A 25049-nucleotide genomic window follows, 5' to 3' on the forward strand; every position below is an offset into this window, starting at 1 on the left:
GACCGGTCACAGCCACTCGTTGATAGCCGCTATGAGGACAGTGCCCTCGTAGCGGCCCGCGAGCTTGTCGTATCTCGTGGCCACAGCTCGGTTCCTTTTGAGGCGGTTTGAAGCCGCCCCGACGGCATGCCGAGCCTTGTAGTCCTCGGCGCTGGACTCGGGCGGCCGACCACCGCGGAAGCCACGCTTCTTGCGGTTGCGCGCCTGGTCGGCCTTGTCCGGGATGGTGCAGCGGATGCCACGGCGGCGCAGGTAGGCGCGGTTCTTGCGGGAGGCGTACGCCTTGTCAGCGCGCACGCGACCGGGGCGGACGCGCGGCCGGCCCGGCCCGAGGCGGGGCACACGGACCTTCGCCAGCACGGGCTCGAGCTGCGGCGAGTCCCCGCGCTGCCATGCCGTGACCACGATCGACATGGGCTTCTGGCCCTGCTCGACCGCCAAGTGCAACTTGGTGGTGAACCCTCCGCGCGACCTTCTATGCTCAAAATCTGGGTGGTCGTGCCCACTTGCCTACCGCTCGTTCTCCGCCGTTGCCACGCGTGCGCGTCCGAGCGCTTCCGGACGAGCGGAAAATTCCGAGTCAACGCAAACCATAAGCTCATCGACGCATGGCTCCTCGCGCTCTGTACCGTTTACAGGGAGACCGCAAAGCTCACAGTCCTGGAGCGGGTGAATGTGCGCTCCATTCGACCTCAGCTGCTGGACCGGCTGTATGACAACGACCCCGGCCTGACGGCGGAGCTGCTCCAGGACCCGGCCGTGCAGCGTCGTAACCGCATCGCCCTCGACTGGGACAACGCCTGGCGCCTCGACACAGGCGGGTCCGACCACATGGACCGAGAGGTAATCGACGTCTCGGTCCATTTTGCGGCCCGGATCGCGGTCCGGCCGACGCGACTAGTCGCTGAAGGTTTCGGCCTTTCGCGGGCCGAGGTCGAGAGACTCCTCGCGGAGGGGAACCTGGTTTCGGCAGTCCGATTGAGCAGCAAGCTCTCCGGCGACTTCACCTTCACGCTTAAACGCTGAGCCCTCGTTGTGGCCTGCGAGCCTGTCTGACAAAGACCCACCGGACAGGCTTGCAGGCGATCGGCCCATGACGTTCTTCGGGGGATTCTCGATCACTTGGGCGCCACGAATAGGCGGTTGCATACGCGCCTCTGCCAGTCTCAACCCCCTGATCAGCGCGCATCGGTTCCCGGCTGAGGAATCGACCCAGTCGAAATAAGGGATGCCCTGCCCAGGATCGCTGTCACCGTGTCCGCGCCGCGGTTCAGAGCCCGCCGAGACCTTTTCCGAGGACGACCGCGCCCATGAGGAGAAGCACGATCGCCAGCACGACGTGGTTGTTGTCCTGCAGCATGGTCCGCAGCCGGTCGAGAGGGCCGCGTAGCCGGTCCGCGGCCAGGGCGTACCCGAGGATCACCGCCAGCACACTGGACGCGGCGAGCACGGTGAACACGACGATCGCGACGATCTGGCCGCCGAAACCGGTGCCGCTGGACCCGATCACCACACCCGCGGACAGGCACAGCAGCAGGTTCTTCGGATTCACCGCCGACAGCACCGCACCCAGCTCGGCGGCCCGGAGCACGGTGAGGTCGTCGATTGCGCGCATCCACCCGGGTATCTCTGTGTCTTTGCGGGCGCGCCATTGCACCACGGCCAAGGTCAGCAGCAGTATCCCGAGCAGGATCTTCAGCCATGCCCCCGCCGCCGAAGGTTCCCGATTCGCCGACCCGCCCAGTGGGCCCGCGAGCAGTGTCACGACCACCGTCACCGCGGCGATACCGGTCACCCACCCGGCCGCGAATCCGCGACCGGCACTCCCGGCCTCGGCGGACAGGATCATCAGAATCGCCGCCACGATCGGGATGGGGGAGATCGCCACACCCACCGCGAGCGGAAGCAGATCGCCCAGGACATTGCCCATTCCCTGGACGGTAGAGCAGAAAACCCGGGCCGCCTTCTGTTCGGTGGGCGCGACCCTGTGTCGTAGTCCCATCGTGACCGCCCCGTGCCTGCCGCATCCCGGTTCGTCCGGCCACGCGGGCGCAGCCGTCCGGGTATCGGTCGCCCGCCATCGCGCCCGGGGTGCATGCATCGATCTGCACTAGTGCACATGGTGTCAATGTGCTTCTCGGAGACGGTTTTTCGTTACCGGTACATACGGTGTCCACATGAGGTATCTGGAGAATCATTTCGCACCCGTCACCGAAGAGATCACCGCGTTCGATCTCCCCGTCACCGGGCGTATCCCGGACGAGCTCAGCGGGCGCTACCTGCGCAACGGGCCGAACCCGCTGGGAGTGGAAGATCCCGCGGTGCATATCTGGGGGATGGGCCAGGGCATGGTGCACGGCGTACGGCTGCGCGACGGCCGGGCCGAGTGGTACCGCAACCGCTTCGTGCGGATGCCGGTCTTCGCACCCATGGTGCATGTGCTCGAGCATGCCGGTCGCGTCTTCGCGCTGGCCGAAGGCGGCCTTCCACCCGCCGAACTGGACTTCGAGTTGAATACGGTGGGGGCAGGCGATCTGGGCGGCACCAACGAAGGATTCACCGCCGGTGCGCACGCCAAGCACGACCCGATCACCGGCGAACTGCATGCGCTGTCGTATATGCCGGGCCGCGACTTCGTCCAGCACATCGTGACGAGCGCCGGCGGAGATCTGGTCCGGGCCACCGCGGTCCCGATGCCGCGGACCCCGTTTCTGCACGATTTCGCGTTGACCCGGGACCATGTGGTGCTGTGGGACACGCCGCTGGGTTTCGACGGGTTCGACTGCCGCTGGCAGCCGGACCATCCGACCCGGGTCGGAGTGATGGCACGGACCGGCGGCCCGGTGCGCTGGCTGGATATCGATCCGGTGCACGTCAGCCATACGCTCAACGCCTACGACGACGGCGATTCGATCGTGGTCGATGTGGTGACGGCCGAGGGCCCGTTCGACCCTGCCGATCCCGGGGGGATCCGGCCCGTCCTGGACCGCTGGACCCTCACCGCGGAGGGGATCGAGCAGCGGCGCATCGACGATCGGCCGCAGGATTTTCCGCGGGTGAACGATGCGTATGCCACCGGTCCGCATCGGTACGGTTACTCGGCCGCCTCCGCCCTGTACGGGATTCCGTTCGTGGCGGAAGGGGCGACACCGGACGGTGCGTTCAGCAACGCCCTGGTCAAGCACGATCTGATGCGCGGCACGGCCGAGGTCCACGGGTTCGGTGCCGGTGAGGCGGTGGGCGAAGCCGCCTTCGCCGCCGCGGGATCCGGGGAGGACGAGGGGTATCTGCTCACCTACGTCCACGATCCGCATCGCGATGCCGCCGACCTGGTGATTCTCGCCGCGCAGGATTTCACCGGCGACCCGGTGGCGCGGGTGCATCTGCCCGCCCGGGTACCGCTCGGGCTGCACGGCAACTGGTTGCCCGACCGGTGAAACATGACAGCATGGTCCGGTGAATGCCGGGCAGCCGCCTTATCTCCGGATCGTCGCCGATATCCAGAGCAGAATCGCCGGGGGCGAGTTGCGACCCGGCGATCCGGTTCCCACCACCCGGGCGATCATGCGCGAGTGGGGTGTCGCGATGGCGACGGCCACCAAGGCGCTCGCGGCGCTCAAACAGGAGGGGGCGATCGAGACCAGGCCCCGGGTCGGCGCGGTGGTGGCGTCTGGGCGGCCGGCTCGTTCGGCCCGGAGTATCGAACGCGATCGGTTGGTCCGCGCCGCTCTGCGGATCGCCGACACCGGCGGGTTGCAGGCATTGTCGATGCGGGCGGTGGCCGCCGAGCTGGGGGTCGCCACCATGACGCTCTACCGGCATCTGGACGCCAAAGCAGAACTCACCCAGTTGATCGCGGACGCCGCCTTCGCCGAGATCGACTATCCGGACCCGCCACCGGGATGGCGTTCCCATCTGCGGGTCGCCGCGCAGCTGCAGTGGGCGGCCTACCAGCGGCATCCGTGGTTACCGCGGCTCGTCTCCATCACCCGGCCGGTCTCCTTGCCGGGTCTGCTGGCGTACGGGATATGGACGCTGCGCGCGCTCGACGGCCTCGACCTGGACCCGGGCACCCGGCTGCACGTGTACGCGACGCTGGTGAACTACGTGCGCGGAACAGCGGTGAACATCGAAAGCGAGGTCATCGCGCTCCTGGATACCGGAATGACCAGCGCGGAATGGGGCCGGGCCCGGCTCAGCGTCGACGGGCCGCTGGTGGCCCAGATCGCCGAGGAGGGCGCGGTGGTGGATCTGGACTCGCTGTTCGCCTTCGGACTCGAACGGTTGCTCGACGGGCTCACCGTCGTGCTCGACGGTCCTGGATCGCACCGCTGACCGATCGGCCGCGCCGCCGGGCCGGCGAGGCCGATCCAGGGGGTTGCCGGGATGCCGCCGTACGATCGGAGCCGTGAGCGAGCGAGCGGCGGCGGTGCATCTGGTTCTGGGGGAAGAAGAGCTGCTGATCCAGCGGGCGGTGGAAGGGGTGACCGCGCAGGTGCGGGCGGTAGCACCCGACCCGGACGGGGTGCCGGTCGACCGGTTGCGCGCCGGGGATGCCAGCAGTGCCGAGCTGGCCGAGCTGCTGAGCCCGTCGTTGTTCGCCGAGGATCGGGTGATCATTCTCGAATCCGCGGATCAGGCCGGTAAGGACGCCGTGGCGGTGATCTCCGAAGCGGTGGCTGCGCCGCCCGACGGTGTGGTGCTGATGGTGGTGCATTCGGGTGGGGGCCGCGCCAAAGCGCTGGTCCCGGCGCTGCGCAAGGCCGGGGCCGTGGTGCACGAATGCGCGAAGCTCACCAAGGCGTCGGAGCGGGCCGAATTCGTGCGGGCCGAATTCCGGGCGGCGGGGGCGCGGGTGTCCGGTGATGTCGTGCAGGCGGTGCTGGACGCGGTGGGGTCGGAGCTGCGGGAACTGGCGGCTGCCTGCTCGCAGCTGGTCGCCGATACCGGCGGGAAACTCGACCTCGCGGCAGTGCGGCGGTACTACTCCGGAAAGGCCGAAGTATCCGGTTTCGAGGTCGCGGATCTGACCGTCGCCGGTAACCGGGCCGGGGCGGTGGAGGCTCTGCGCTGGGCGCAGGATCGCGGGGTTCCGCATGTGGTCCTCGCGGATGCGCTGGCAGATTCCGTGCACACCATCGCGAAGGTCGGTTCGGCGGGCCGTGGTGACCCGTTCAAACTGGCGGGACCGCTGGGGTTGCCGCCGTGGAAGGTGAAAAAGGCGCAGGGCCAAATGCGTGGCTGGACTCCGGCCACGATCGGATCGGCGCTGCAGGTCGTGGCGACACTGAACGCCGATGTCAAGGGTGGAGCGGCGGACTCCGGATTCGCTCTGGAGGACGCCGTGCTGAAACTGCTGGCCCTGCATGAGGGAATCAGGCCCGGAGGCGGTCGCGGAGCGTAACCACGCAGGGCCCTCGCTCATGCACGAATAGGCACTGCACGGCTGAATGGGCCGCGGACCCGGCTACTGCACCGTGTCCCGGACCCGGCAGCGCACCGCGCCACGGTCGGGCGGCGGTTATTCCACTGCGCTGAGTTCCAGCGCTTCCTCCGCGACCTCGTCGAAGCGCCCCTCCCACTCTTCGTAGACGGGGGTCTCCTCGTCGCGGGTGACCATCCAGACGACGACCTGACTGCCGTCGTCATCGGCGGGTACCAGCACATTCTCGATTTTCACGCCGATACCGAGGACCTCGGCGGCGCGGATGACGCCGGGCAGATCCTCGGCTTGGACGACCGACTGGTTCGCATACAACATAACCATGGGCCGCATGCTACGACAGGCGCTCGACCGCCGGGCGCTCGCCATCCGGTACTGCCTCCGAAAACATGCTCTGACCGAGCCCGGGTATACCAAAAGCCGCCGTGGTCGTCGACGCCGCGGCGGCTTTCTGCGAAAGAGTTCGGTCGGTCAGATCTTGTTCAGCGCGAGCGCCATCGCCGACTTCTTGTTGGCGGCCTGGTTCGCGTGGATGACGCCCTTGGAGGCGGCCTTGTCGAGCTTGCGGCTCACGAACTGGAGGCGTGCGGCGGCGGTCTCTTTGTCGCCGGCCGCGGCAGCCGCCCGGAAGGCGCGGATATGGGTGCGCAGCTCGGATTTCACCGACTGGTTGCGCTGGCGCGCCGCCTCGTTGGTGCGGATCCGCTTGATCTGGGACTTGATATTGGCCACGCCGGTATCCTCTGATTCCTGTCTGGTTCGGTCGGAAAGTCTCTGTGTGCGCGTCCCGGCCCTGGATTCAGCCAGCCTGGATATCTCCGGGCACGGGGTACGGCAACGCCGATGGACCAGATTACCAGCACGTGGCGGGGCCGCGAAATCGCGGGTGCAACCTCACACCCCGACCTGGCCCGATGGCGTTGAGAAGAGTGTTTGTCCAGCGTAACGTCCCAGGAAATCCCGGCAGGAGCGAGTCAGGCCCGGAGGCGGCAGCGAAGCGTCACCACGTAGGGCTCTCGCTCATGCTCAATAGAAACAGCAGGAGCGAGTCGGCTCGGCATATCGAATCGGACACAGCACGAGTTTCCCAGCAGGACCCCAGGAATTACCCGGTGTGCGCCCGGTGGCGCAGTGATCCTCTCGGAAGGCGGTCGTTCTCTATGTCCTCCAATGCACAGGAACAGCAGGTCGTCCAGGTCTCACACCAGGCGACCAACGCGCAGCCCGATATCAAGAAATGGGCGGCCGAGGCGGTGGGCACGTTCGTCCTCGTCATGGGGGGTGTGGGTACGGCGGTGATCGCCGGCGACAAAGTCGGGCCGCTGGGGGTGGCGCTGGCCTTCGGTTTGAGCCTGCTGCTGCTGGTGTATGCGATCGGGCCGATTTCGGGCTGCCACGTGAATCCGGCGGTCACGGTGGGGCAGCTCCTGCTGGGCCGGTTGTCGCCGGTGAGCGCGGCGGGCTACATCGTGTCCCAGGTGGTGGGTGGTCTGGTCGCCGGCCTGGTGCTGTTCGCGATCGCCAAGAATCTGCCGTCCTACGACCGTGCGGCGTCCGGCCTGGGCGCCAACGGCTGGGGTGAGCACAGTCCGTCGGCGGTGACCGGGCCGGCGGGGCAGATCGTGATCCAGGAGGGGTACGGGCTGGCCGCGATGATCATCATCGAGGTGATGCTCAGCGCGCTGCTGGTCTTCGTCGTCCTGGCCTCGACCGATCAGCTCTCCGATGCCCCGCAGGCCGGCCTGGCGATCGGTTTCACGCTGGCGGTGATCCACTTGATCTCGATCCCGGTGGACAACACCTCGGTCAACCCGGCCCGCAGCCTGGCCGTGGCGCCGTACCAGGACGGGGCGATGAGCCAGTTGTGGGCGTTCATTGTGTTCCCGCTGATCGGCGGTGTCCTGGGCGCATTGCTGTACGGGATGCTGTTCGGGCGGTCCCGCGAATTGAAATCCTGATCAGCCACGCGACCGGGTCGCCCGTCAGCTCCAGTGGTATTCGCGGACCAGGCGATGCGCGACCCGGTCGAACAGCGCGCGCGGCAGGATGGCGCCCTCACGGCGGATCCCGTCCTCGGGTACGTCGAGGACCCGGTCCAGCCGGACCCAGCTGTCCCGGCCCTGGTGGTCCCAGGTTCCGGCGCCGATCCCGACCCAGTCGGTGTCGTGTTCGCGGTTCGGATTCGAGCTGAGCATCAGGCCCAGCAGTGTGCGGCTGTCGCGTCCGACCACCAGCACCGGGCGGTCTTTGCCGTTGTCCGGGTCTTCTTCGTAGGGAACCCAGGTCCAGACGATCTCGCCGGGGTCGGCGCGGCCGTCGAGCTGGGGGGCGTAGACGAGCCGCCGGGCCCGATCGGCGGTGGGAACCGGGGTGGAGGCAACCGGGCGGACCGGGACGGCGGCCGGCCCGGTCACCGCGTGTGGGGCGCGGGGGGTTGTGCGCGGGCTCGCGCCCATCAGGGCTTGGACCAGCCGCGGAGCCTGCCGGCGCACGAGCTTCGGGCCCTGCTGTATCGCGATCGCGGTGAGTTGCTTGCCGAGAGTGTTCCAACTGCGGGCCATCCCAGGAGAATAACGGCACACTGTCCAGCGGAGTATCACAGCGGCGAGCTGCCGGGTATGACGCCAGCGGGCCGCTCGGTACGGCAGGGCGGTCGCTCGGGACGGCTGCGGCAGGTCGCTCGGGTCGACGGCAGCGGGCCCTTCGGTACGGCAGCGGCGACTCGCTCGGTAAGAACAGCGGCGGCTCGCGCAGGATGGCTGCGGCAGGCTGCCGGTATTACAGCGGTGGGTCGCTCGGGGACGACGGTCGGCGGCCGGGTATGGCGGTTGCGGGTCGCTCGGGGGCCGACGGCGGGCGGCCCGGTATCGCAGTGGCGGGTCGCTCGGTAGGGCCACGGCGCGCCGCCCGGCGGGACCTGGGGGACGAGCGGCCGGGTCCACCATGGGACGATGGTGGCCAGTACGCCCGATACCTCATGAGGAGTGGAGTGCCCGCCAGCTTCGCCGATACGACGTTCACCGATCCGTCACGGATCCGGAACTTCTGCATCATCGCGCATATCGATCACGGCAAGTCGACGCTGGCCGACCGGATGCTGCAGCTCACCGGGGTCGTCGAGGAACGGCAGATGCGCGCGCAGTACCTGGACCGGATGGATATCGAGCGGGAACGCGGTATCACCATCAAGGCCCAGAACGTGCGGCTGCCCTGGAACCCCGGAACCGGCGAGCACGCGGGTGAGGATTTCGTCCTGCACCTGATCGATACCCCGGGCCACGTCGACTTCACCTACGAGGTGTCGCGCGCGCTCGAGGCCTGCGAGGGCGCGATCCTGCTGGTGGACGCCGCGCAGGGGATCGAGGCGCAGACGCTGGCAAACCTGTATCTGGCGCTGGACAAGGATCTGGAGATCATCCCGGTTCTCAACAAGATCGATCTGCCGGCCGCCGATCCGGAGCGCTATGCGGCCGAGCTGGCCCATATCGTCGGCTGCGAGCCCGAGGATGTGCTGCGGGTTTCCGGGAAAACCGGCGTGGGCGTGACCGAACTGCTGGATCGGGTGATCGAGCGGGTGCCGCCGCCGGTGGGTGACGCCGAGGCGCCGGCCCGGGCGATGATCTTCGATTCGGTCTACGACACCTACCGCGGTGTGGTGACCTACGTGCGTGTGGTGGACGGGAAACTGACCCCCCGCGAGAAGATCAAGATGATGTCCACCGGCGCGACCCACGAGCTGCTGGAGATCGGGATCGTCTCGCCCGAACCCAAGCCCACCCAGGGCCTGGGCGTCGGCGAGGTCGGTTATCTGATCACCGGTGTGAAGGATGTCCGGCAGTCGAAGGTGGGCGATACCGTCACCGCTGCCCGCAACGGTGCCACCGAACCGCTCACCGGCTATCGCGAACCGCGGCCGATGGTGTATTCGGGGCTGTATCCGGTAGACGGGTCGGACTATCCGGACCTCCGCGACGCGCTGGACAAACTCCAGCTCAACGATGCCGCGCTCACCTACGAGCCGGAGACCTCCGTGGCGCTCGGGTTCGGTTTCCGCTGCGGGTTCCTGGGTCTGCTGCATATGGAGATCACGCGGGAACGGCTGCAGCGGGAATTCGGCCTCGACCTGATCTCCACCGCGCCGAACGTGGTCTACCGGGTGGTGATGGAGGACGGCGCGGAACATATCGTGACGAACCCCTCGTACTGGCCGGAAGGCAAGCTGCGCTCCGTTTTCGAGCCGGTGGTCAAGGTCACCATCATCGCGCCGAGCGAATTCATCGGCGCCATCATGGAACTGTGCCAGTCGCGGCGCGGTGATCTCGGCGGGATGGACTACCTGTCCGAGACCCGGGTCGAACTGCGCTACACCCTGCCGCTGGCCGAGATCATCTTCGACTTCTTCGATCTGCTGAAATCCCGGACCCGCGGCTATGCCTCGCTCGATTACGAGGAGGCGGGCGAACGGGAATCGCAGCTGGTGAAGGTTGATATCCTGCTGCAGGGCGAGGCGGTCGACGCGTTCAGCGCCATCGTGCACCGGGACGCCGCGCAGGCCTACGGGCACAAGATGACCACCAAACTGCGTGAACTGATCCCGCGCCAGCAGTTCGAGGTGCCCATCCAGGCGGCGATCGGTTCGAAGATCATCGCCCGCGAGAACATCCGCGCCATCCGCAAGGATGTGCTGGCCAAATGCTATGGCGGCGATATCAGCCGGAAGCGCAAACTGCTGGAGAAGCAGAAAGAGGGCAAGAAGCGGATGAAGACCATCGGCCGGGTGGACGTCCCGCAGGAAGCGTTCGTGGCCGCGTTGTCCTCCGATGCGCAGTCCGATAAGCCGAAGGACAAGAAGTAGCCGCGGGCATCCCGTTCAGAGGTTTTCCGCTGCTGTCCGCGCGGAAAGTGGCTGTGCGATAGCCCGATCCGCCCCGGCGTTAGCCGCCGCCCGCCCCGCCCTGGATATCGGCCGATAACGAAAATGTGACAGTCGTAGATGTCGACAATAGGCTGGTAACGAATCGACGGCTGTGCGGTCGCTGGTGTACGCGAGAGTGGAGTTGAGGAATGGCGCGTGATCTGCCGTTCGACGGTGCGGAGGAGGCCGCCGAACAGGGCGGGGACACCGCCTACCGTATTGCCAGCGCCACTGCGCGAGTTGCCCGCGGCGGCGCCTATGTGACCGGTGGCGCGCTGATAGCGGCCAACGGTGGCGGGGTTCCCGCGTCACCCGGTGAACTGGACAGCCGAAATGCCGGGTGGGCGACCAACGTCGACCCGGACCCCGATGTGCCCAGCCCGGTGGTCACCTTCCCGGACCCGGAGCCGGTCGCTCCGGAGGAGATGCCGTTCGGCTCGCCGGGTGATGCGAGCGTCACCATGCCCCTGCCGCACGGGTCGCTCGATATCGATATCCGGGTCGGCGGTCCGGGCGAGTTCGATTTCGACGATCTGGGCCCGTACGGCGGACCGTACATGGACGAGCTTCCCGGGTTGGAACTCGTACCCGGCGGCCCGGAAGCCGGTGCTCCCCATGCCGGGTTCGCGCCGGGCACGGGCGTACCGGATACGGGTTTCCCGGGTATGCCCGAGGGCAGTCTTCCCGGTATGCCGGATTTCGGTCCGCCGGATGCCCCCGGGGGGATTCCGGGATTCGAGAATCTCCCGGGCTTCGGTGGCGACTTTCCGGTGCCGGGTGGTGAAGGTTTCGATGTGCCCGGCGATTTCGGCCTGCCCGCGCCCGGTGATGCCTTCCGGACCGATATCTTCGACCTGCCCGGATTCGGCCCGGGTGCCGGCGGTCCGGCGGCGAAGTCGGTGGCGCAGGAAGCGGACTCCGGTATGCCGGACTGGGGCCTCGGCCTCTCGGATCTCCTCGGACGCCCGCACACCGCTGCGTCGGAAAAGGATTCCGGCGACGCGGCGGAGGAAGAGGGCGATTCCGCCGCTCCCGATACCGGCGGCGACTGGTTCACCCTCGCCGTCCATACCGATGCCGACTGGTTCGGTACCTTGGCGATCGACGGTGTCGGCGGGTCGATGGCGGTCCAGCAGGATATGGGTCTCGATATCTCGGCGGGGCCCGACGGCCTCCGCGTGGCCGGTGAGTGGGAGCTCGATGTCACGACGGGCGATCCCGCCGTGCTCGACGATCAATTCGACCAGTACCTGGATTGGATGCAGCCCGGCGGGGCACCGCTGCCGGTGCCCGGCGGGGAGCCGGTCTCGCCCGATTCGGCGGCACCGGTGGATGCGGAGGGAATGCCGCAACGGGACGACTCTGCAACCCCGGTGGGTGGTGTGACCGGGAACGGTGCCGGTGCGACTCCGGGGGCGGTCGTCGGCGGCGGCGCGGCGCCCGGCTCCCCAGCGGTTCCCGGAGCGCTTCCCGGAGCGGCCGCCCCCGCACCGATGCCTGCCGGTCCGGCGCCGATGACGGCTGCACCGGTGGCTCCTGCCGTATCTGCGCCCGCGCCGATGGCCGCGCCGGCTCCTGCGCCGATGTCCGCGGTCGCTCCCGCGCCGGTCGCTCCCGTCCCGGTCCCGCCGCCGGTTGCCCCGGCTGTCGCGGTACCGGCCGTGCAGCCCGTTGCGGCCACCCCGCTGCAGACGACCGTCCAGCCGGACGTGGCGACCACCCCGGTGGCGCACGTTTTCCAGGCGCCGGCGGGACAGTCGCCGCTGACCGCCCCGGCCGCACAACTGCCGGACCTGTTCCATCGGCTGCCGCAGCCCGCCCCGCCGGAGCCGCAGTCGCCCACCGAGCCCGTGCTGCCCGGAGACACCACGTCGGTGCTGCCGACCACCACGGCACCTATCACCACGTCCGACAACATCACCACGACCCCTGATACCTCCACCACCGGACCCGACGGTTCGACCACCACCGGACCTGATGGTTCGACCACCACCGGGATCGACGGTTCCACGACCACCGGACCTGACGGTTCCACCACCACCTATCCGGGCGGTTCCACCACGACGGACGGCTCCACCACCACGCCCGGCGGTTCCACCACGACGTCGGAGCTCACCGACACCACCGAGACCGGCGGATCGTCCACGCCGAGCACGTCGGCGGAATCGGGTACGGCCACGGAGGGCTCGTCGACCACCGGCGAACCCGGCAGCGTGACCACCACGATCCCGGTCCCGTCCACCGGCGAGACCGGCGACGCGGGGAACACCACCGAACCCATCGGCGGTACCGGGACCGGACAGCCCACCGCCGACATCCCGAGCTCCGGCGCGGCACCGTCCACGGTCGATGTCCCCACGCAGCAGTTGCCGAGCGCGGACCAGCCCGCGACGCAGGTCCCCACCGTGAGCATGCCCGCTCAGCAGCCGAGCATGCCGGACGCGCCGATGCCGACCATGTCGCAGCCGATGCCGACACCGTTGCCCGTGCCACAGACCAAGCCGATCGCCGATCACAGCGGCCCGGTCGTTCCGTACGATGTGCACGCGGTCGCCGCGACGCCGTACCCCGATCACACCGTGTCGGCGTTCGGCGGCGGCGAGTTGACCGGTGGCCTCTTTTCGGCGGGTTTGCTGCCGCATACCGTCGCAATAACCGAGGACTCGGTTACCGACACCGCGCACTGGGTATATTTCTGACGGTTCACGGACGATCCCGGATTCGTTCCGGTCGGGTGGGCGGGGGAGGATATCGGCTGATCCTGGTCGAATGACGTGTTGTGACCGAGAGTGAAGGAGCAGGCCTTGTCTGCCGTAGCCGGACCACGGGCCGCCACGGTGAAGAATCCGGATGTGATGGCCCCGCTCATCCAGATCATCGACGAGTTGCGGGATGTTTCCCGCACCGCCAGCCGTAACGATCTGCGGGGCCGCCTGGGGATGGTCCGCGCCCGGGTCGCCGATGCGCGGGTGCGGCTGGTGGTGGTCGGTCCGCCGAAGAGCGGGATGAGCACCCTGGTGAACGCGCTGGCCGGAGCCCCGATCAGCGCCACCGACAGCCCGATCAGTGTGCCGGCGATCGTGGAGTACGGTCCGGAAGCGACGGCCACCCTGATCCGCCGGGAGGGTAACGGCCGGGTCATACGGCAGCCCGTCGATCCGCTGAATCCGGCTCCGGCGCTGATGGCCAAGGGCGTGATCCGCGCGGATTTCACTCAGCCGAGCCCGCTGCTGGCCGAGGGCATCGTCCTGATGGATTCGCCCGGCGCCGCGCTCCAGGAACGCACCACCTGGTCGATGATCGCCGCCGCCGACGCGGTGCTGTATGTGAGCGATGCGAATACCGAATACACCCACGACCAGATCGCGCATCTGCGGCGGATCGGGCAGATCTGCCCCACCGTGATCTGCGTACTCAACAAGATCGACCGCAATCCGCACTGGATGCATGTCCAGGAACGCAACCGGGAGTTGCTCGACGCGGCCGGGCTGGGTTATGCGGTCGCGCCGGTGTCGGCGCAGCTGCACCAGCAGGCCGAGCAAGCGGGTAATCAGCAGCGCGCCATCGAATCGGGGCTGCCGCAGCTCACCGAGCATCTGCGCGATTACGTGGTGGCCCATGCCGACGCGATGGCGGTGAAATCCGCGGTCCGCGATATCCAGCTCGTGGGCGACCATCTCGGCGTCGTGCTGCGCACCGAGGCCGACGCACTGCGCGATCCGCGCCGGCGCGCACATGTCACCCAGCAGCTGGCCATTGCCCGCGATCAGGCCGACCAGCTGCGGCAGCGCACCGCCACCTGGCAGATCACGCTCGCCGACGGCAGTACCGAGCTGATGGCCGATATCGAGCACGATCTGCGGCATCGGCTGCGGATCGTGATGCGCGACGCCGAATCCGAGATCTCGGGAACCGATCCGGCCGCCCGCTGGAAACGGTTCGGCACCGATCTGGAGGGCCGGATCGCCGAGGCCATCGCGGAGAATTTCGAGACGGCGAACTACCGGGCCGAGGAACTCGGGGAACAGGTCGCCGCCCGGTTCCCCGCCGAGCACCGCCGGCCCGAACTACCCGATATCCGTCCGCAATACGCGTCGGATCTGCTGGAGGACGTCGCCCCGCTGGAACCGCTGCAGAGCGCGAAGGCGGGTGTCGCCGAACAGTTCCTGTCGGCGCTGCGCGGTTCCTACGGCGGTATCCTGATGGTCGGTCTCGCCACCAGCCTCCTCGGAATGTCGCTGGTGAACTGGTATTCCGCCGGGGCGGGCATTCTGCTGGGCCTGCACGCCCTCTGGGAGGATCGGCGGGCACGCCGGTCGCGGCGGCAGGCCGAGGCGAAAGTGGCGTTGTCGCGGTTGATGGACGATGTGGTCTTCCAGGTGGGCAAGGAGTCGCGGACCCGGTTGCGCGAGGTCCAGCGGGTTCTGCGCGACCATTTCACCGATATCGCCACCGAGGCGCTGCGCGCGGCGGACGAGGCGCTACGGGTCGCCGAGGAGGCCGGTGCCCAGTACGGCGACCGCGGCGCGGAACGGCTCGCCCGGCTGGACACCGATATGGGTAAATTGCGCGATCTCAAACATCAGGCGGACAGTATCGCCGCCGCCTGACCGACGCCGCCGCGCGGTGCCTGTCGGCAGACCGCGCACAGGCGAGAACGGAGGCGGCGGTCCACCGGCGGTGGCCGCGTGCCTCCCGCGGGATCCGGAGCAGCCAGGCCAAAGCGTCGAGTGCAGCCGGCCGGTGTCTGTCTGTCGGCCGCCGCGCCCGGGTCTGGGCGGTGGCGTCTTCCTATCGCATACCGCCGATATCGCGGGGGCGGCTGCGCCAGGGGGTGGAGCTGTTGGTTTTGTTGTGTGCGGGGCGGAAGGAGCCGGCCGGTTCGGCGCCCTCGGCCCGGATCAGGTGGGTGACGGCGTTGATCAGTGCGAGGTGAGTGAAAGCCTGGGGGTAATTGCCGAGGTGGCGGCCCGTGTGCGGGTCGATTTCCTCGGCATAGAGCTTGAGCGGGCTGGCATGGGTGAGCAGCCGTTCGCACAGGACACGCGCGCGATTGACCTCACCGATTTCCACCAGCGCCGACACCAGCCAGAACGAGCAGATGGTGAAGGTGCCTTCGGTGCCGGACAGGCCGTCGTCGGTGGATTCGGTGCGGTAGCGCAGGACCAGGCCGTTCTCGGTGAGCTCGTCGGCGATGGCAAGTACGGTGGCCCGGACCCGTGGGTCGTCGGCCGGGAGGAACCGGGTCAGCACCACGAGCAGCAGCGAGGCATCCAGTGTGGTGCCGCCGTAGACCTGGGTGAAGCGGCCGTGTTCGTCCACCCCGTGGGTGAGGATATCGGCCCGGATCTCCCGGGCGATCTCGTGCCACTGCCGGGAGATGGTCATCTGCCCGTGCAGTTCCGCGAGTTTCGCGCCTCGGTCCAGCGCCACCCAGCACATCACCTTCGAGGAGGTGAAATGCTGCGGTTCGCCGCGGACCTCCCAGAGGCTGCGGTCGGGTTTGCGCCAGTTCGCGATGGCGGCGTCCACCTGGCGTTTCAGCATGGGCCAGAGGGTTTCCGGGACGTGCTGGCGCGATTTCACGTGCAGGTACACCGCGTCGAGCATGGTGCCCCAGATATCGTGCTGCTCCTGGTCGTACGCACCGTTGCCGATGCGTACCGGCTGGGCGTGGCCGTAGCCGGAGAGATGGTCGAGGGTCGATTCGGGCAGGTGGGTTTCGCCGCCGATCCCGTAAAGCACCTGCAAGGGAACCGGTTCGTCGTCGGGGCCGGTGGTGGCGTCGTGCAGGAACGCGAAGAAATCGTCGGCTTCGCGGTCCAGGCCGAGGGTGTAGAGGCCCCAGAGGGCGAAGCTCGCGTCCCGGACCCAGGAATAGCGGTAATCCCAGTTGCGCTCTCCGCCGGGGGCTTCCGGTAGCGAGGTGGTGCCCGCTGCCATCAACGCGCCGGTCGGGGCGTAGGTGAGACCCTTCAGGGTGAGCGCGCTGCGCTGCAGGAAGCGGCGCCAGGGATGGTCGGGGAAGTCACCGAGGGTTATCCACTGCCGCCAGCATTCGATCGTGGTCCACATTGTGTCCGCGGCCTCGTCGAAGTTTTGTGGCGCGGGCAGTTCGGTCCAGGTGAGCGCGACATAGGCGCAGTCGCCTTCGGTCATCCGGGTGCGGGCGCGGGCTTCGCGACCCTCGAGGCCCAGCCGCAGGTCGGTGGTGAGCACCAGGTTCGGACCGGCTGTCGGGTCCGCGGTGCAGACCGCGGTCGCCTCCTCGTACACCTTCCCGGTGTACTCCCAGGAGGCGACGGCCCGGTGGTAGTCGAAGGAGGGTTCGCAGCTCAGCTCGAGCTCGACGGTGCCGCTCACGCATTTGATCGTGCGCAGCAGCATATGCCCGGCATCCCAGTCGGTCGGTGTGCGCCGGTGGGTGCGGCTGCGCTGTTCGGTGCTGTGCCACGGGCCCAGGACCAGAGCGTCGCGCACGATCAACCAGCCGGTTTCGGTCTGCCAGGTCGTTTCCAGGATCATTCCGCCGGGGAGGTAGCGCCGCGCGGCGGGAACCCGGTGCCCGTACGGCCCCACCCGGAAATGGCCGGCGCTGCGGTCCAGCAGGGCACCGAAGATACTCGGCGAATCGGGGCGGGGTACACACATCCACTCCACCGATCCGTTGCTGGCGATCAGGCAGGTCGTCTCGCAGTCGGAGAGGAAGGCGTAGTCGTCGATGGCCGGGAAATTGTTCTCCTGGCGGGGCGCGGCCGCATGGGAGGCCGGTGTCCCGCTGTCCGTCGGTGCGTGCTCGGGGCTCGGCATAGGAACCATGATGTGTCGCCGGACCCCGAGTCGTCCACCACCGTTATCCGGTGCGGCGGATCCGGGCGAGCCAGGCAGCCAGTTCGACCTTGCCCTCGCCATCGGCTTCCAGTTCGCGCGCCTGTTCGGCGTTGGATTCGGTGATCCGCCCGTAGTAGCTGTCCGGCCGCAACTCTTCGATCTCCCAGCCCGGCCCGGCGAAGGAGTCGCGGATGAGGCCGGCACCGATGCGGGGCCCGAAGCCCGGTTCGGTATCGGAGAGCGCCAGAACGTACACGTACCCGCCGGGTTCGCACAGCATGTGCAGGGCGCGGACGTACCCGGCCCGGGCCTCGTCGTCTTCCATGAACACGTGGAACAGGGCGCTGTCGACGATGGTGTTGAAGGTGCCGAGCGTGTGGCCGGCCGAATCCGCGAGGGCGACCATATCGACGACCTCGAAGCGAGCGTTCGGTACCCCTTTGGCCGCGGCATTGCGGCGGGCGTAGGCGACGGCGCTGGGGGACAGGTCGACACCGAGCACGTCATAACTCCGTGCGGTCAGTGCGATCGTGTGTTCGCCGGCGCCGCTACCGGGGTCGAGAACGCGGCCGCCGATCCGGCCGCCGCGTTCCAGGGCGAGGATCGCGGGCTGTGGTTCGCCGATGATCCACGGCGCGGTGTCGTTGTCGTAGGCGGAGTTCCATACCTCGGTGGACTGAGTCATGACTTCAGCCTGCAACCTCTAGCGGGGTTGAGGTCAACACGGGCCGGGAGTGCCCGGTTCGCGGTGTTCTACGCTGGTCGTCGTGGAGCGTATTGCCGGCTGGTGGGACGGGTTCGAGTTGTGGGTGGCGGGGCTGCCGTTCATCCCGCAATTCCTCGTGGTGCTGGTGGGCATGGTCCCCATCAGTTTCGGTATCGCCTACCTGATCGACCGGGCGCTGTCGCTGGCGGCCGGTGCGCTGGGCCGCGACGAAACGGACGCCGATCGCGAGACCGGAAGCGAGGTGGGCTGATGCCGCGCTCACGGGTGCAGCTTGCCTTGGCGGCGCTGCTGGTGCTGGTGGTCATCGCCTGGCTGTTGACCCTGTGATCCCCGCAGGTCGGTCCGGACCGGGCCGGCGCGGTTCGCGCGCAGAAAGGTCCAGGATGCCCCGTACCGGTCGTCGCCGGTTGCTCGCCGCGCTGGCGGCGTTGCCGGTGCTGCTGACCGCATGTGCGGGTGGTTCCAGTGACGAGGTCGGGGGCGGTGGCGCCGACGGGAGCGGGGGCACGGTCGATCTGTACGCGTACGCGATCCCCAAACCGGGCTACGACAAGGTCGTGCCGGCCTTCAACGAGACCGAGGCGGGCTCCGGCGTCGAAGTGCGGCAGTCCTACGGTGCCTCCGCCGATCAATCCCGCAAGATCGCCCGCGGCGCCCCCGCGGATATCGTGAGCTTCTCCCTCGAACCCGATATCACGCGACTGGTGGACGCCGGACTGGTGGATCCGGACTGGAACGCCGACGCCACCCGGGGCATCCCGTTCGGTTCCGTGGTCACCCTGGTGGTGCGGGCGGGGAATCCGAAGAACATCCGCGGCTGGGACGATCTGCTGCGCCCGGATGTCGAGGTGGTCACCCCCAACCCGTTCAGTTCCGGTTCGGCGAAATGGAATCTGCTGGCCCCGTATGCCGCCGCCAGCGCGGGCGGGCGGGATCCGCAGGCCGGGATCGACTATCTGAACCAGATGCTCACCCGTGTGCGGGTGCAGCCGAAATCCGGCCGGGAGGCCACCGAGACCTTCCTGCAGGGCACCGGCGACGTCCTGATCAGCTACGAGAACGAGGCGATCTTCGCCGAGCGGCACGGCGATCCGGTGGAACATATCGTGCCGGAGACCACATTCCAGATCGAGAATCCGGTGGCCGTGCTGGAGCACGCCCAGCATCCGGAGAAGGCTCTCGCGTTCCGCGATTTCCTCTACACCCCCGACGCGCAGCGGGCCTGGGCGGAGGCGGGCTTCCGGCCGGTCGATCCGGGAGTCGCCGCCGAATACGCCGCGGAATTCCCGCAACCGGTCACGCTGTACACCGTCGCGGACCTCGGCGGGTGGGAGACGGTCGAGGAAGATCTGTTCGCCCCCGACACCGGTTCGATCGCCGTGGCCTACAACAACGCGACCGAGTAGCCGGGTGACCCGGACCACACGCGATACTCGATACTCGTGACCGAACGCAGCCCCGACACCGAGACCGCGCCCGCCGGGGCCGCGGTGCGTGACGAACCCACCCGCCGGCCGCTCGGTTCCTGGTTGCGGTTCACCGGTTCGGTGGGCCCGCTCGGTATCGCCACCGCCATGCTCTGGCTCAGCGTGATCGTGCTGTTGCCGCTGGCCGCGCTGACCTTCAGCGCGTTCGACGACGGCTGGTCGGGATTCTGGGGTGCGGTGACCGATCCACTGGCGCTGGCCTCGCTGCGGGTTACGGTGCTGGTGTCCATCGTGGTCGCGGTACTGAACGTCGTCATGGGCACACTGATCGCCTGGGTGCTGGTGCGCGACGATTTCCCGGGCAAGGGTCTGGTGAACGCGCTGATCGACCTGCCGTTCGCGTTACCCACCATCGTCGCCAGTATCGTGCTGCTCGCGCTGTACGGGCCCAAGAGCCCGGTCGATATCCATCTGAACGCCACCCAGCCCGGCCTGGTGGTCGCCCTGGCCTTCGTCACGCTGCCGTTCGTGGTGCGTTCGGTGCAGCCGGTGCTCATCGAAGCGGACCGGGAGGTCGAGCAGGCGGCGCTGTCGCTGGGAGCGGACAACTGGACGACCTTCCGGCGGATCGTGCTACCCACCCTCGCGCCCGCGATCATCAGCGGCGGCGGGCTGGCCTTCGCCCGCGCGATCGGTGAATTCGGTTCGGTGGTGTTGATCGGCGGCAATATCCCGCGCGATACGCAGGTCGCCTCGCAGTACATCCAGCAGCAGATCGAAATCGACCGGCCGGTGAACGCCGCAGCGGTCTCGGTGGCGCTGCTGGTGATCGCGTTCGTCGCGCTGCTGGTACTGCGGGTGTTCGCCGAGCGTACGGCCCGGAAGGAACGCGAGGCCCGATGAAACTGTCCGCACCCAGCCGGGTGACGTTGCGTGTGCTCGCGCTCGGCTACCTGTTCGTCCTGCTGGTGCTGCCGCTGGGCATCATCCTGTACCGGGCGTTCGAGCACGGGATCGGCGCGTTCGTCGACCAGATCAGCACACCGGCCGCCATCTCCGCCTTCAACCTGTCGATGATCATCCTGATCATCGTGGTGCCGGTGAACGTGATCCTGGGGGTGGTGATCGCGCTGGCGCTGGTGCGCGGGAACTTTCCCGGCCGGCGATTGCTGCAGGGGATCGTGGACCTGCCGTTCGCGGTATCGCCGGTGGTGGTCGGTGTCGCGCTGATCATGCTGTGGGGTGTCGGCGGCTGGTTCGGGGTGGTCACCGAGTGGGGTTTCCGGGTGATCTTCGCGCTACCGGGCATGGTGCTCGCGACCGTTTTCGTCACCATGCCGTTCGTGGTGCGCGAGGTGGAACCGGTGCTGCACGAGATCGGCGACGATCAGGAACAGGCGGCCGCGACGCTGGGCGCCTCGCGGTGGCAGACCTTCTGGCGGATCACCGTCCCCGCGATCCGCTGGGGCCTCACCTACGGTGTAGTGCTCACCGTGGCGCGTGCGCTGGGCGAATTCGGCGCCGTCATCATGGTCTCCTCCGGCTTTCCCGGTGTCTCGCAGACGCTGACGCTGCTGGTGCACGAACGCTATATCAACGATCACAACGATTTCGGCGCGTACTGCGCCGCAGTTCTGCTGATGGGTCTCGCGCTCATCACCCTGCTGTTGATGACGCTTCTGGAACGTAAACGGGAGACGTCTTGATGGTGCGATACCTCCGCCTTCGCTGCGGCCTCCGCCGACCGCATGACCCATGCTTCGAGGAAGACATCGCCACTGTGTATGCCGGAGGCTGCCCATGATCACCGTGACCAACGCGCGCAAGAACTACGGTTCTTTCGCCGCTCTGAACGATGTCAGTCTGGATATCCCCTCCGGTGAACTGACGGCGCTGCTCGGCCCGTCCGGTTCCGGGAAGTCGACGCTGCTGCGGTCGATCGCCGGGCTGGAGAACCTCGATGCGGGTGTGGTGACCATCGGCGGCCGCGATGTGACGCATGTGCCGCCGCAGAAGCGCGATATCGGCTTCGTCTTCCAGCACTACGCGGCGTTCAAACATATGACCGTCCGCGACAATGTCGCCTTCGGCCTGACCATCCGCAAGCGACCCAAGAGCGAGATTGCGAAGCGGGTCGACGAGTTGCTGGGCATCGTCGGACTCGAGGGCTTCCAGCACCGGTATCCGGCGCAGCTCTCCGGTGGTCAGCGCCAGCGGATGGCGCTGGCCCGCGCGCTGGCGGTGGACCCGCAGGTGCTGCTGCTGGACGAACCGTTCGGTGCGCTCGACGCCAAGGTGCGCGCGGATCTGCGCACCTGGCTGCGCCGCCTGCACGAGGAAGTGCATGTGACCACGGTTCTGGTGACGCACGACCAAGAGGAAGCCCTCGATGTCGCGGACCGGATCGCGGTGATGAACGCCGGCCGGATCGAACAGGTCGGCAGTCCTGAGGATGTCTACGATCGCCCAGCCAGCGAGTTCGTCATGACATTCCTCGGCGCGGTGGCGCGGCTCAACGGTCATCTGGTCCGGCCGCACGATATCCGGGTCGGGCGGGATGCGAATATGGCGCTGGCCGCGTACGAGGGGACGGCGGAGTCGGCGGGTGTCACCCGGGCGACGGTCGAGCGGGTGGTGCGGCTCGGTTTCGAGGTCCGGGTGGAGATGCGCAACGCCGCGACCGGCGATCTGTTCGTCGCGCAGGTCACGCGCGGTGACGCCGAGGCACTGCGGCTGGCGGAGGGAGAGACCGTCTACGCCCGGGCCACCCGGATCCCGGACCTGCCGCTGGCATAGGCGCCGGGTATCTGTGACCGGACATAACGCAGAGCGTTCTCAGCGGAGACCACCCGGCGGCGGCCGAACTGTTCGCCGCCGGCTGGTCCTGGTTCGCAATATTGGCTCTGAACTGCGGTGATGCCGATCACTGATCGACTGTGACCCGGCTGGGCGGGCCGTCGTGTTGACGTACCCCGTTTTAGCTGTAACCATGGGGAACAGTTAAGCCGGAATCATTGACGAGAGGCATGACGATGACGTCTTCAGCCACCACGGTCTCCGACGACCAGCTGGTCGCTCAGGCCCAGGAGTACGCGGATAAGCTGCTGCTGCTGTCGGAAGGCTCGGTCAACCGGCATTTCGATCCGTTCGAAGATATCGACTGGGATCATCCGGACTTCGACGTGAACGCCCGGCCCGAGCGGTGGATCCTGCCCGTCTCGGCGGATACGCTCGGCCGTCACCCCTGGTACCAGGCCCTGTCGCAGCAGCAGAAGATCGAACTGGGCAAGTACCGGCAGGCCAATGTCGCCAAGGTCGGCCTGCAGTTCGAGGCCATCCTGATCAGCGGCATGATGCAGCACGTTTTCGGGCTGCCCAACGGTGACCCGGAGTTCCGCTACTGCTCCCACGAGATGATCGAGGAGCACAACCACACCCTGATGTTCCAGGAGATGGTCAACCGGATCGGCGTCGATGTACCCGGGATGGGGCCGCTGGTCCGTCAGTTGCGCCACCTCGCCGTACCGGTCGCGGTCGCCTTCCCGAATCTGTTCTTCATGGCCGTGCTGGCCGGTGAAGAGCCGATCGACCACATCCAGAAGGACATCCTGCGCTCCGGCGAGGAAGTGCATCCCATCATGCGCGGTGTGATGGCCATCCATGTGGCCGAGGAGGCCCGGCACATCTCGTTCGCGCACGAATTCCTCAAGCAGCATGTGCCGGAGTCTTCGCGCCGCAACAAGTTCGTGCTGTCGCTGGCGATGCCGCTGATCATGTGGATCCTGGGCCGCTCCATCGCGACCCCGCCCAAAACCTTCTTCGAGGAATTCGATATCCCGAAGAGCGTGCGCAAGGAACTGTTCTACGGTTCCCCCGAAGCGAAGCAGACCTTCAGCGACTACTTCGGCGACGTCCGGGCCCTGGCCCAGGAGATTGGGCTGATGAACCCGGTCGCCAAGCGGGTCTGGAAGATGCTGGGTATTGCCGGGCACAGCACCCGGTACCGGTCCGAACCGCTGCGCAGCGTCACCGGCGCAGCGGCCTGAGGGCGGGAACCACTCGATGCCCTACGTCGTCACCCAGTCGTGCTGTAGCGACGCCTCCTGCGTCTACGCCTGCCCGGTGAACTGCATCCACCCGACCCCGGACGAACCGGATTTCCGGACCGCGGAGATGCTCTACGTCGACCCGGCCGCGTGCGTGGACTGCGGCGCCTGCGCCTCGGCCTGCCCGGTGGACGCCATCACCTCGTCGAAGAAACTGACCGACGAGCAGATGCCGTTCATCGAGATCAACGCCGATTTCTATCGGCAGGCCCGGCCGCGTCCGATCCTCGCGCAACCGGTTCCGGCGCCGCCGATCCACACCGCCGGCCGCGGTCCGTTGCGGGTCGCGGTAGTCGGTTCGGGACCCTCGGCCATGTACGCCGCCGACGAACTGCTCACCCAGCCGGATGTCCGGGTGACCGTGTTCGACCGGCTGCCGATTCCCTATGGACTGGCCCGCTACGGCGTGGCGCCGGATCACACGAAAACCCGCAAGGTCGCCGACCTTTTCGATGTGATGTCGCGGCAGCCCGGCTTCGGTTCGTACTTCGATGTCGAGATCGGCAAGCATGTATCGCACGAGGAACTGCTCGCCTATCACCACGCGGTCGTGTACGCGGTCGGTGCCTCCACCGACCGCAAGCTCGGTATCCCCGGTGAGGGTCTGGCCGGGAACGTCTCGGCCACCGATTTCGTGGCCTGGTACAACGGGCATCCCGATCATCTGAACCATGATTTCGACCTGTCCCGGCACCGGGTGGTCGTCGTCGGCAACGGCAACGTCGCACTCGACGTGGCCCGGATTCTGACGACCGATCCGGAAGAGCTGGCCGGGAGCGATATCTCGCCGATCGCCCTCGACGCGCTGCGGCGTAGCAAGGTGCGCGAGGTCGTGGTGCTGGGCCGGCGCGGTCCCGCCGAATCGGCGTTCACCGTCCCGGAATTCGTCGGTCTGCTGGGCGCCGATGTGGATATCGCGATCGAAGGTGACCTGCCGCCGCTCACCGCCGATCTCCCGTATCAGGTGGAACAGAAACTGAAACTGCTGCACCGGGTGGCCGAGCGGCCGTTCGGGCAGCGGCGGCGGATCGTCTTCCGTTACCAGAGCGCGCCGAGCCGGATCCTCGGACCGGATACGGTGACCGGTATCGAGGTGGACCGCACCGACCTGGTGGCGGGTGACGACGGCCGGATACGCGCGGTGACCACCGGCGATACCGATCTCCTGGAGACCGGGCTGGTGCTCACCTCCGTCGGCTACCGGGGTGTGCCCACACCGGGTCTGCCGTTCGATGAACAGCGCGGGACCATTCCGAACCGGGCCGGTCGCGTGCTGGAGGGTCCGGACGGCGCGGAGGTCCCGGGTGCGTACGTCACCGGGTGGATCAAACGCGGTCCCACCGGATTCATCGGGACCAACAAGTCCTGTGCCCAGGAGACCGTGCAGCAGCTGGCGGCGGATTTCAATGCCGGCCGGCTGGCCGAGCCTGCGGGCAGTGCCGAGGCGTTCGATCGGTTGCTGCGGCAGCGCCGGCCGGAGGCCCGTGCCGCGGGCGCGGTGACGCGGACCGGTAAACCGGTGCGCCGGTTGTTCAGCCGAGCCTGAGGCTATCTTCCAGTTTTCCGCCCGTCCGGTCGTGTACCGGGCGGGCGGACTTCG

At 67.8% G+C, this 25049-nt stretch carries 22 protein-coding genes; 15 read left to right on the top strand and 7 right to left on the bottom strand.

All coding sequences use genetic code 11. From position 1 onward, the window contains the following. Positions 1 to 6: 6 nt before the first annotated feature. On the bottom strand, positions 7 to 441 hold the full coding sequence (locus ACIA75_RS09305; RefSeq protein WP_397101779.1) for a transposase: 435 nt from the start codon (positions 439 to 441) through the stop codon (positions 7 to 9). A 36-nt stretch (positions 442 to 477) separates the two neighbouring features. Between ACIA75_RS09305 and ACIA75_RS09310 the strand changes: the two genes are divergently transcribed. Continuing rightward, on the top strand, positions 478 to 1026 hold the full coding sequence (locus tag ACIA75_RS09310; RefSeq protein WP_397101780.1) for a DUF1062 domain-containing protein: 549 nt from the start codon (positions 478 to 480) through the stop codon (positions 1024 to 1026). Between the two features lie 244 nt (positions 1027 to 1270). Here ACIA75_RS09310 and ACIA75_RS09315 read toward each other — a convergent pair whose 3' ends face one another. Continuing rightward, complete coding sequence (locus ACIA75_RS09315; protein ID WP_397103431.1) at positions 1271 to 1930, bottom strand: GAP family protein; 660 nt, start codon at positions 1928 to 1930, stop codon at positions 1271 to 1273. 247 nt (positions 1931 to 2177) lie between these two features. On the opposite strand from ACIA75_RS09315, the gene ACIA75_RS09320 reads away from it, so the two are divergent. From ACIA75_RS09320 to holA, 3 genes are all read left to right on the top strand, one after another. After that, positions 2178 to 3437: a carotenoid oxygenase family protein gene (locus ACIA75_RS09320; protein WP_397101783.1), complete on the top strand. Its 1260-nt coding sequence runs from the start codon at positions 2178 to 2180 to the stop codon at positions 3435 to 3437. 19 nt (positions 3438 to 3456) lie between these two features. Then, the gene (locus tag ACIA75_RS09325) at positions 3457 to 4335 is read left to right on the top strand and encodes a GntR family transcriptional regulator (protein WP_397101785.1); all 879 of its coding nucleotides are present in this window, start codon (positions 3457 to 3459) and stop codon (positions 4333 to 4335) included. Positions 4336 to 4408: 73 nt separating this feature from the next. Continuing rightward, on the top strand, positions 4409 to 5404 hold the full coding sequence (gene holA, locus ACIA75_RS09330; protein WP_397101787.1) for a DNA polymerase III subunit delta: 996 nt from the start codon (positions 4409 to 4411) through the stop codon (positions 5402 to 5404). Positions 5405 to 5521: 117 nt separating this feature from the next. Here the strand turns inward: holA and ACIA75_RS09335 are convergent, their stop codons facing one another. After that, positions 5522 to 5767, bottom strand: coding sequence for a hypothetical protein (locus ACIA75_RS09335; RefSeq protein WP_397101789.1), 246 nt, complete (start codon positions 5765 to 5767; stop codon positions 5522 to 5524). 147 nt (positions 5768 to 5914) lie between these two features. Then, positions 5915 to 6175: a 30S ribosomal protein S20 gene (gene rpsT / locus ACIA75_RS09340; RefSeq protein ID WP_397101791.1), complete on the bottom strand. Its 261-nt coding sequence runs from the start codon at positions 6173 to 6175 to the stop codon at positions 5915 to 5917. Positions 6176 to 6603: 428 nt separating this feature from the next. Here rpsT and ACIA75_RS09345 point away from each other — a divergent pair, with 428 nt between their 5' ends. Then, positions 6604 to 7401 (top strand): aquaporin, encoded by a 798-nt coding sequence (locus ACIA75_RS09345; RefSeq protein ID WP_397101793.1) that lies wholly within the window; start codon positions 6604 to 6606, stop codon positions 7399 to 7401. A 24-nt stretch (positions 7402 to 7425) separates the two neighbouring features. Here the strand turns inward: ACIA75_RS09345 and ACIA75_RS09350 are convergent, their stop codons facing one another. Continuing rightward, positions 7426 to 8004 carry a type II toxin-antitoxin system PemK/MazF family toxin gene (locus ACIA75_RS09350; protein WP_397101795.1) on the bottom strand — a complete coding sequence of 193 codons (579 nt, stop codon included), beginning with the start codon at positions 8002 to 8004 and terminating at the stop codon, positions 7426 to 7428. 416 nt (positions 8005 to 8420) lie between these two features. Between ACIA75_RS09350 and lepA the strand changes: the two genes are divergently transcribed. The 3 genes from lepA to ACIA75_RS09365 all read left to right on the top strand — a co-directional run bounded on the left by lepA (position 8421) and on the right by ACIA75_RS09365 (position 14968). Beyond that, complete coding sequence (gene lepA, locus ACIA75_RS09355) at positions 8421 to 10298, top strand: translation elongation factor 4 (RefSeq protein ID WP_397101797.1); 1878 nt, start codon at positions 8421 to 8423, stop codon at positions 10296 to 10298. Positions 10299 to 10507: 209 nt separating this feature from the next. Then, complete coding sequence (locus tag ACIA75_RS09360; protein ID WP_397101799.1) at positions 10508 to 13057, top strand: hypothetical protein; 2550 nt, start codon at positions 10508 to 10510, stop codon at positions 13055 to 13057. Positions 13058 to 13162: 105 nt separating this feature from the next. Further along, complete coding sequence (locus ACIA75_RS09365; protein ID WP_397101801.1) at positions 13163 to 14968, top strand: dynamin family protein; 1806 nt, start codon at positions 13163 to 13165, stop codon at positions 14966 to 14968. Between the two features lie 181 nt (positions 14969 to 15149). Here ACIA75_RS09365 and ACIA75_RS09370 read toward each other — a convergent pair whose 3' ends face one another. Together ACIA75_RS09370 and ACIA75_RS09375 are read right to left on the bottom strand one after the other, a co-directional pair. Continuing rightward, positions 15150 to 17168 carry a glycoside hydrolase family 15 protein gene (locus ACIA75_RS09370; RefSeq protein WP_397101803.1) on the bottom strand — a complete coding sequence of 673 codons (2019 nt, stop codon included), beginning with the start codon at positions 17166 to 17168 and terminating at the stop codon, positions 15150 to 15152. Positions 17169 to 17211: 43 nt separating this feature from the next. Beyond that, positions 17212 to 17874 carry a class I SAM-dependent methyltransferase gene (locus ACIA75_RS09375; protein ID WP_397101805.1) on the bottom strand — a complete coding sequence of 221 codons (663 nt, stop codon included), beginning with the start codon at positions 17872 to 17874 and terminating at the stop codon, positions 17212 to 17214. A gap of 82 nt (positions 17875 to 17956) precedes the next feature. Between ACIA75_RS09375 and ACIA75_RS09380 the strand changes: the two genes are divergently transcribed. The 7 genes from ACIA75_RS09380 (at position 17957) to ACIA75_RS09410 (ending at position 24995) form a co-directional block, all read left to right on the top strand. Then, positions 17957 to 18166, top strand: coding sequence for a hypothetical protein (locus ACIA75_RS09380; RefSeq protein ID WP_397101807.1), 210 nt, complete (start codon positions 17957 to 17959; stop codon positions 18164 to 18166). Between the two features lie 133 nt (positions 18167 to 18299). Then, positions 18300 to 19322 (top strand): sulfate ABC transporter substrate-binding protein, encoded by a 1023-nt coding sequence (locus ACIA75_RS09385; RefSeq protein ID WP_397101809.1) that lies wholly within the window; start codon positions 18300 to 18302, stop codon positions 19320 to 19322. An 84-nt stretch (positions 19323 to 19406) separates the two neighbouring features. Beyond that, entirely contained in the window at positions 19407 to 20246 is an 840-nt protein-coding gene (gene cysT / locus ACIA75_RS09390; RefSeq protein WP_397103433.1) for a sulfate ABC transporter permease subunit CysT, read from the top strand. Then, complete coding sequence (gene cysW / locus ACIA75_RS09395) at positions 20243 to 21049, top strand: sulfate ABC transporter permease subunit CysW (protein ID WP_397101811.1); 807 nt, start codon at positions 20243 to 20245, stop codon at positions 21047 to 21049. The genes cysT and cysW overlap by 4 nt, the downstream gene beginning before the upstream one ends. 94 nt (positions 21050 to 21143) lie before the next feature. Next, complete coding sequence (locus ACIA75_RS09400) at positions 21144 to 22139, top strand: sulfate/molybdate ABC transporter ATP-binding protein (RefSeq protein ID WP_397101813.1); 996 nt, start codon at positions 21144 to 21146, stop codon at positions 22137 to 22139. A 230-nt stretch (positions 22140 to 22369) separates the two neighbouring features. Then, on the top strand, positions 22370 to 23389 hold the full coding sequence (locus ACIA75_RS09405) for a diiron oxygenase (RefSeq protein WP_397101815.1): 1020 nt from the start codon (positions 22370 to 22372) through the stop codon (positions 23387 to 23389). Positions 23390 to 23405: 16 nt separating this feature from the next. Continuing rightward, complete coding sequence (locus tag ACIA75_RS09410) at positions 23406 to 24995, top strand: FAD-dependent oxidoreductase (RefSeq protein WP_397101817.1); 1590 nt, start codon at positions 23406 to 23408, stop codon at positions 24993 to 24995. Positions 24996 to 25049 lie beyond the last annotated feature (54 nt).

It is taken from the genome of Nocardia sp. NPDC051750 (assembly GCF_044453135.1).
Classification (GTDB): Bacteria; Actinomycetota; Actinomycetes; order Mycobacteriales; family Mycobacteriaceae; genus Nocardia.

Coding starts and splice junctions, on each gene's coding strand:
- cysW (WP_397101811.1), top strand. CDS start 20,243: ATGAAACTGTCCGCACCCAGCCGGGTGACGTTGCGTGTGCTCGCGCTC.
- ACIA75_RS09385 (WP_397101809.1), top strand. CDS start 18,300: ATGCCCCGTACCGGTCGTCGCCGGTTGCTCGCCGCGCTGGCGGCGTTG.
- ACIA75_RS09410 (WP_397101817.1), top strand. CDS start 23,406: ATGCCCTACGTCGTCACCCAGTCGTGCTGTAGCGACGCCTCCTGCGTC.
- ACIA75_RS09320 (WP_397101783.1), top strand. CDS start 2,178: ATGAGGTATCTGGAGAATCATTTCGCACCCGTCACCGAAGAGATCACC.
- ACIA75_RS09310 (WP_397101780.1), top strand. CDS start 478: ATGCTCAAAATCTGGGTGGTCGTGCCCACTTGCCTACCGCTCGTTCTC.
- lepA (WP_397101797.1), top strand. CDS start 8,421: ATGAGGAGTGGAGTGCCCGCCAGCTTCGCCGATACGACGTTCACCGAT.
- ACIA75_RS09400 (WP_397101813.1), top strand. CDS start 21,144: ATGATCACCGTGACCAACGCGCGCAAGAACTACGGTTCTTTCGCCGCT.
- ACIA75_RS09375 (WP_397101805.1), bottom strand. CDS start 17,874: ATGACTCAGTCCACCGAGGTATGGAACTCCGCCTACGACAACGACACC.
- ACIA75_RS09335 (WP_397101789.1), bottom strand. CDS start 5,767: ATGGTTATGTTGTATGCGAACCAGTCGGTCGTCCAAGCCGAGGATCTG.
- ACIA75_RS09360 (WP_397101799.1), top strand. CDS start 10,508: ATGGCGCGTGATCTGCCGTTCGACGGTGCGGAGGAGGCCGCCGAACAG.
- ACIA75_RS09370 (WP_397101803.1), bottom strand. CDS start 17,168: ATGCCGAGCCCCGAGCACGCACCGACGGACAGCGGGACACCGGCCTCC.
- ACIA75_RS09405 (WP_397101815.1), top strand. CDS start 22,370: ATGACGATGACGTCTTCAGCCACCACGGTCTCCGACGACCAGCTGGTC.
- ACIA75_RS09350 (WP_397101795.1), bottom strand. CDS start 8,004: ATGGCCCGCAGTTGGAACACTCTCGGCAAGCAACTCACCGCGATCGCG.
- ACIA75_RS09315 (WP_397103431.1), bottom strand. CDS start 1,930: ATGGGCAATGTCCTGGGCGATCTGCTTCCGCTCGCGGTGGGTGTGGCG.
- ACIA75_RS09345 (WP_397101793.1), top strand. CDS start 6,604: ATGTCCTCCAATGCACAGGAACAGCAGGTCGTCCAGGTCTCACACCAG.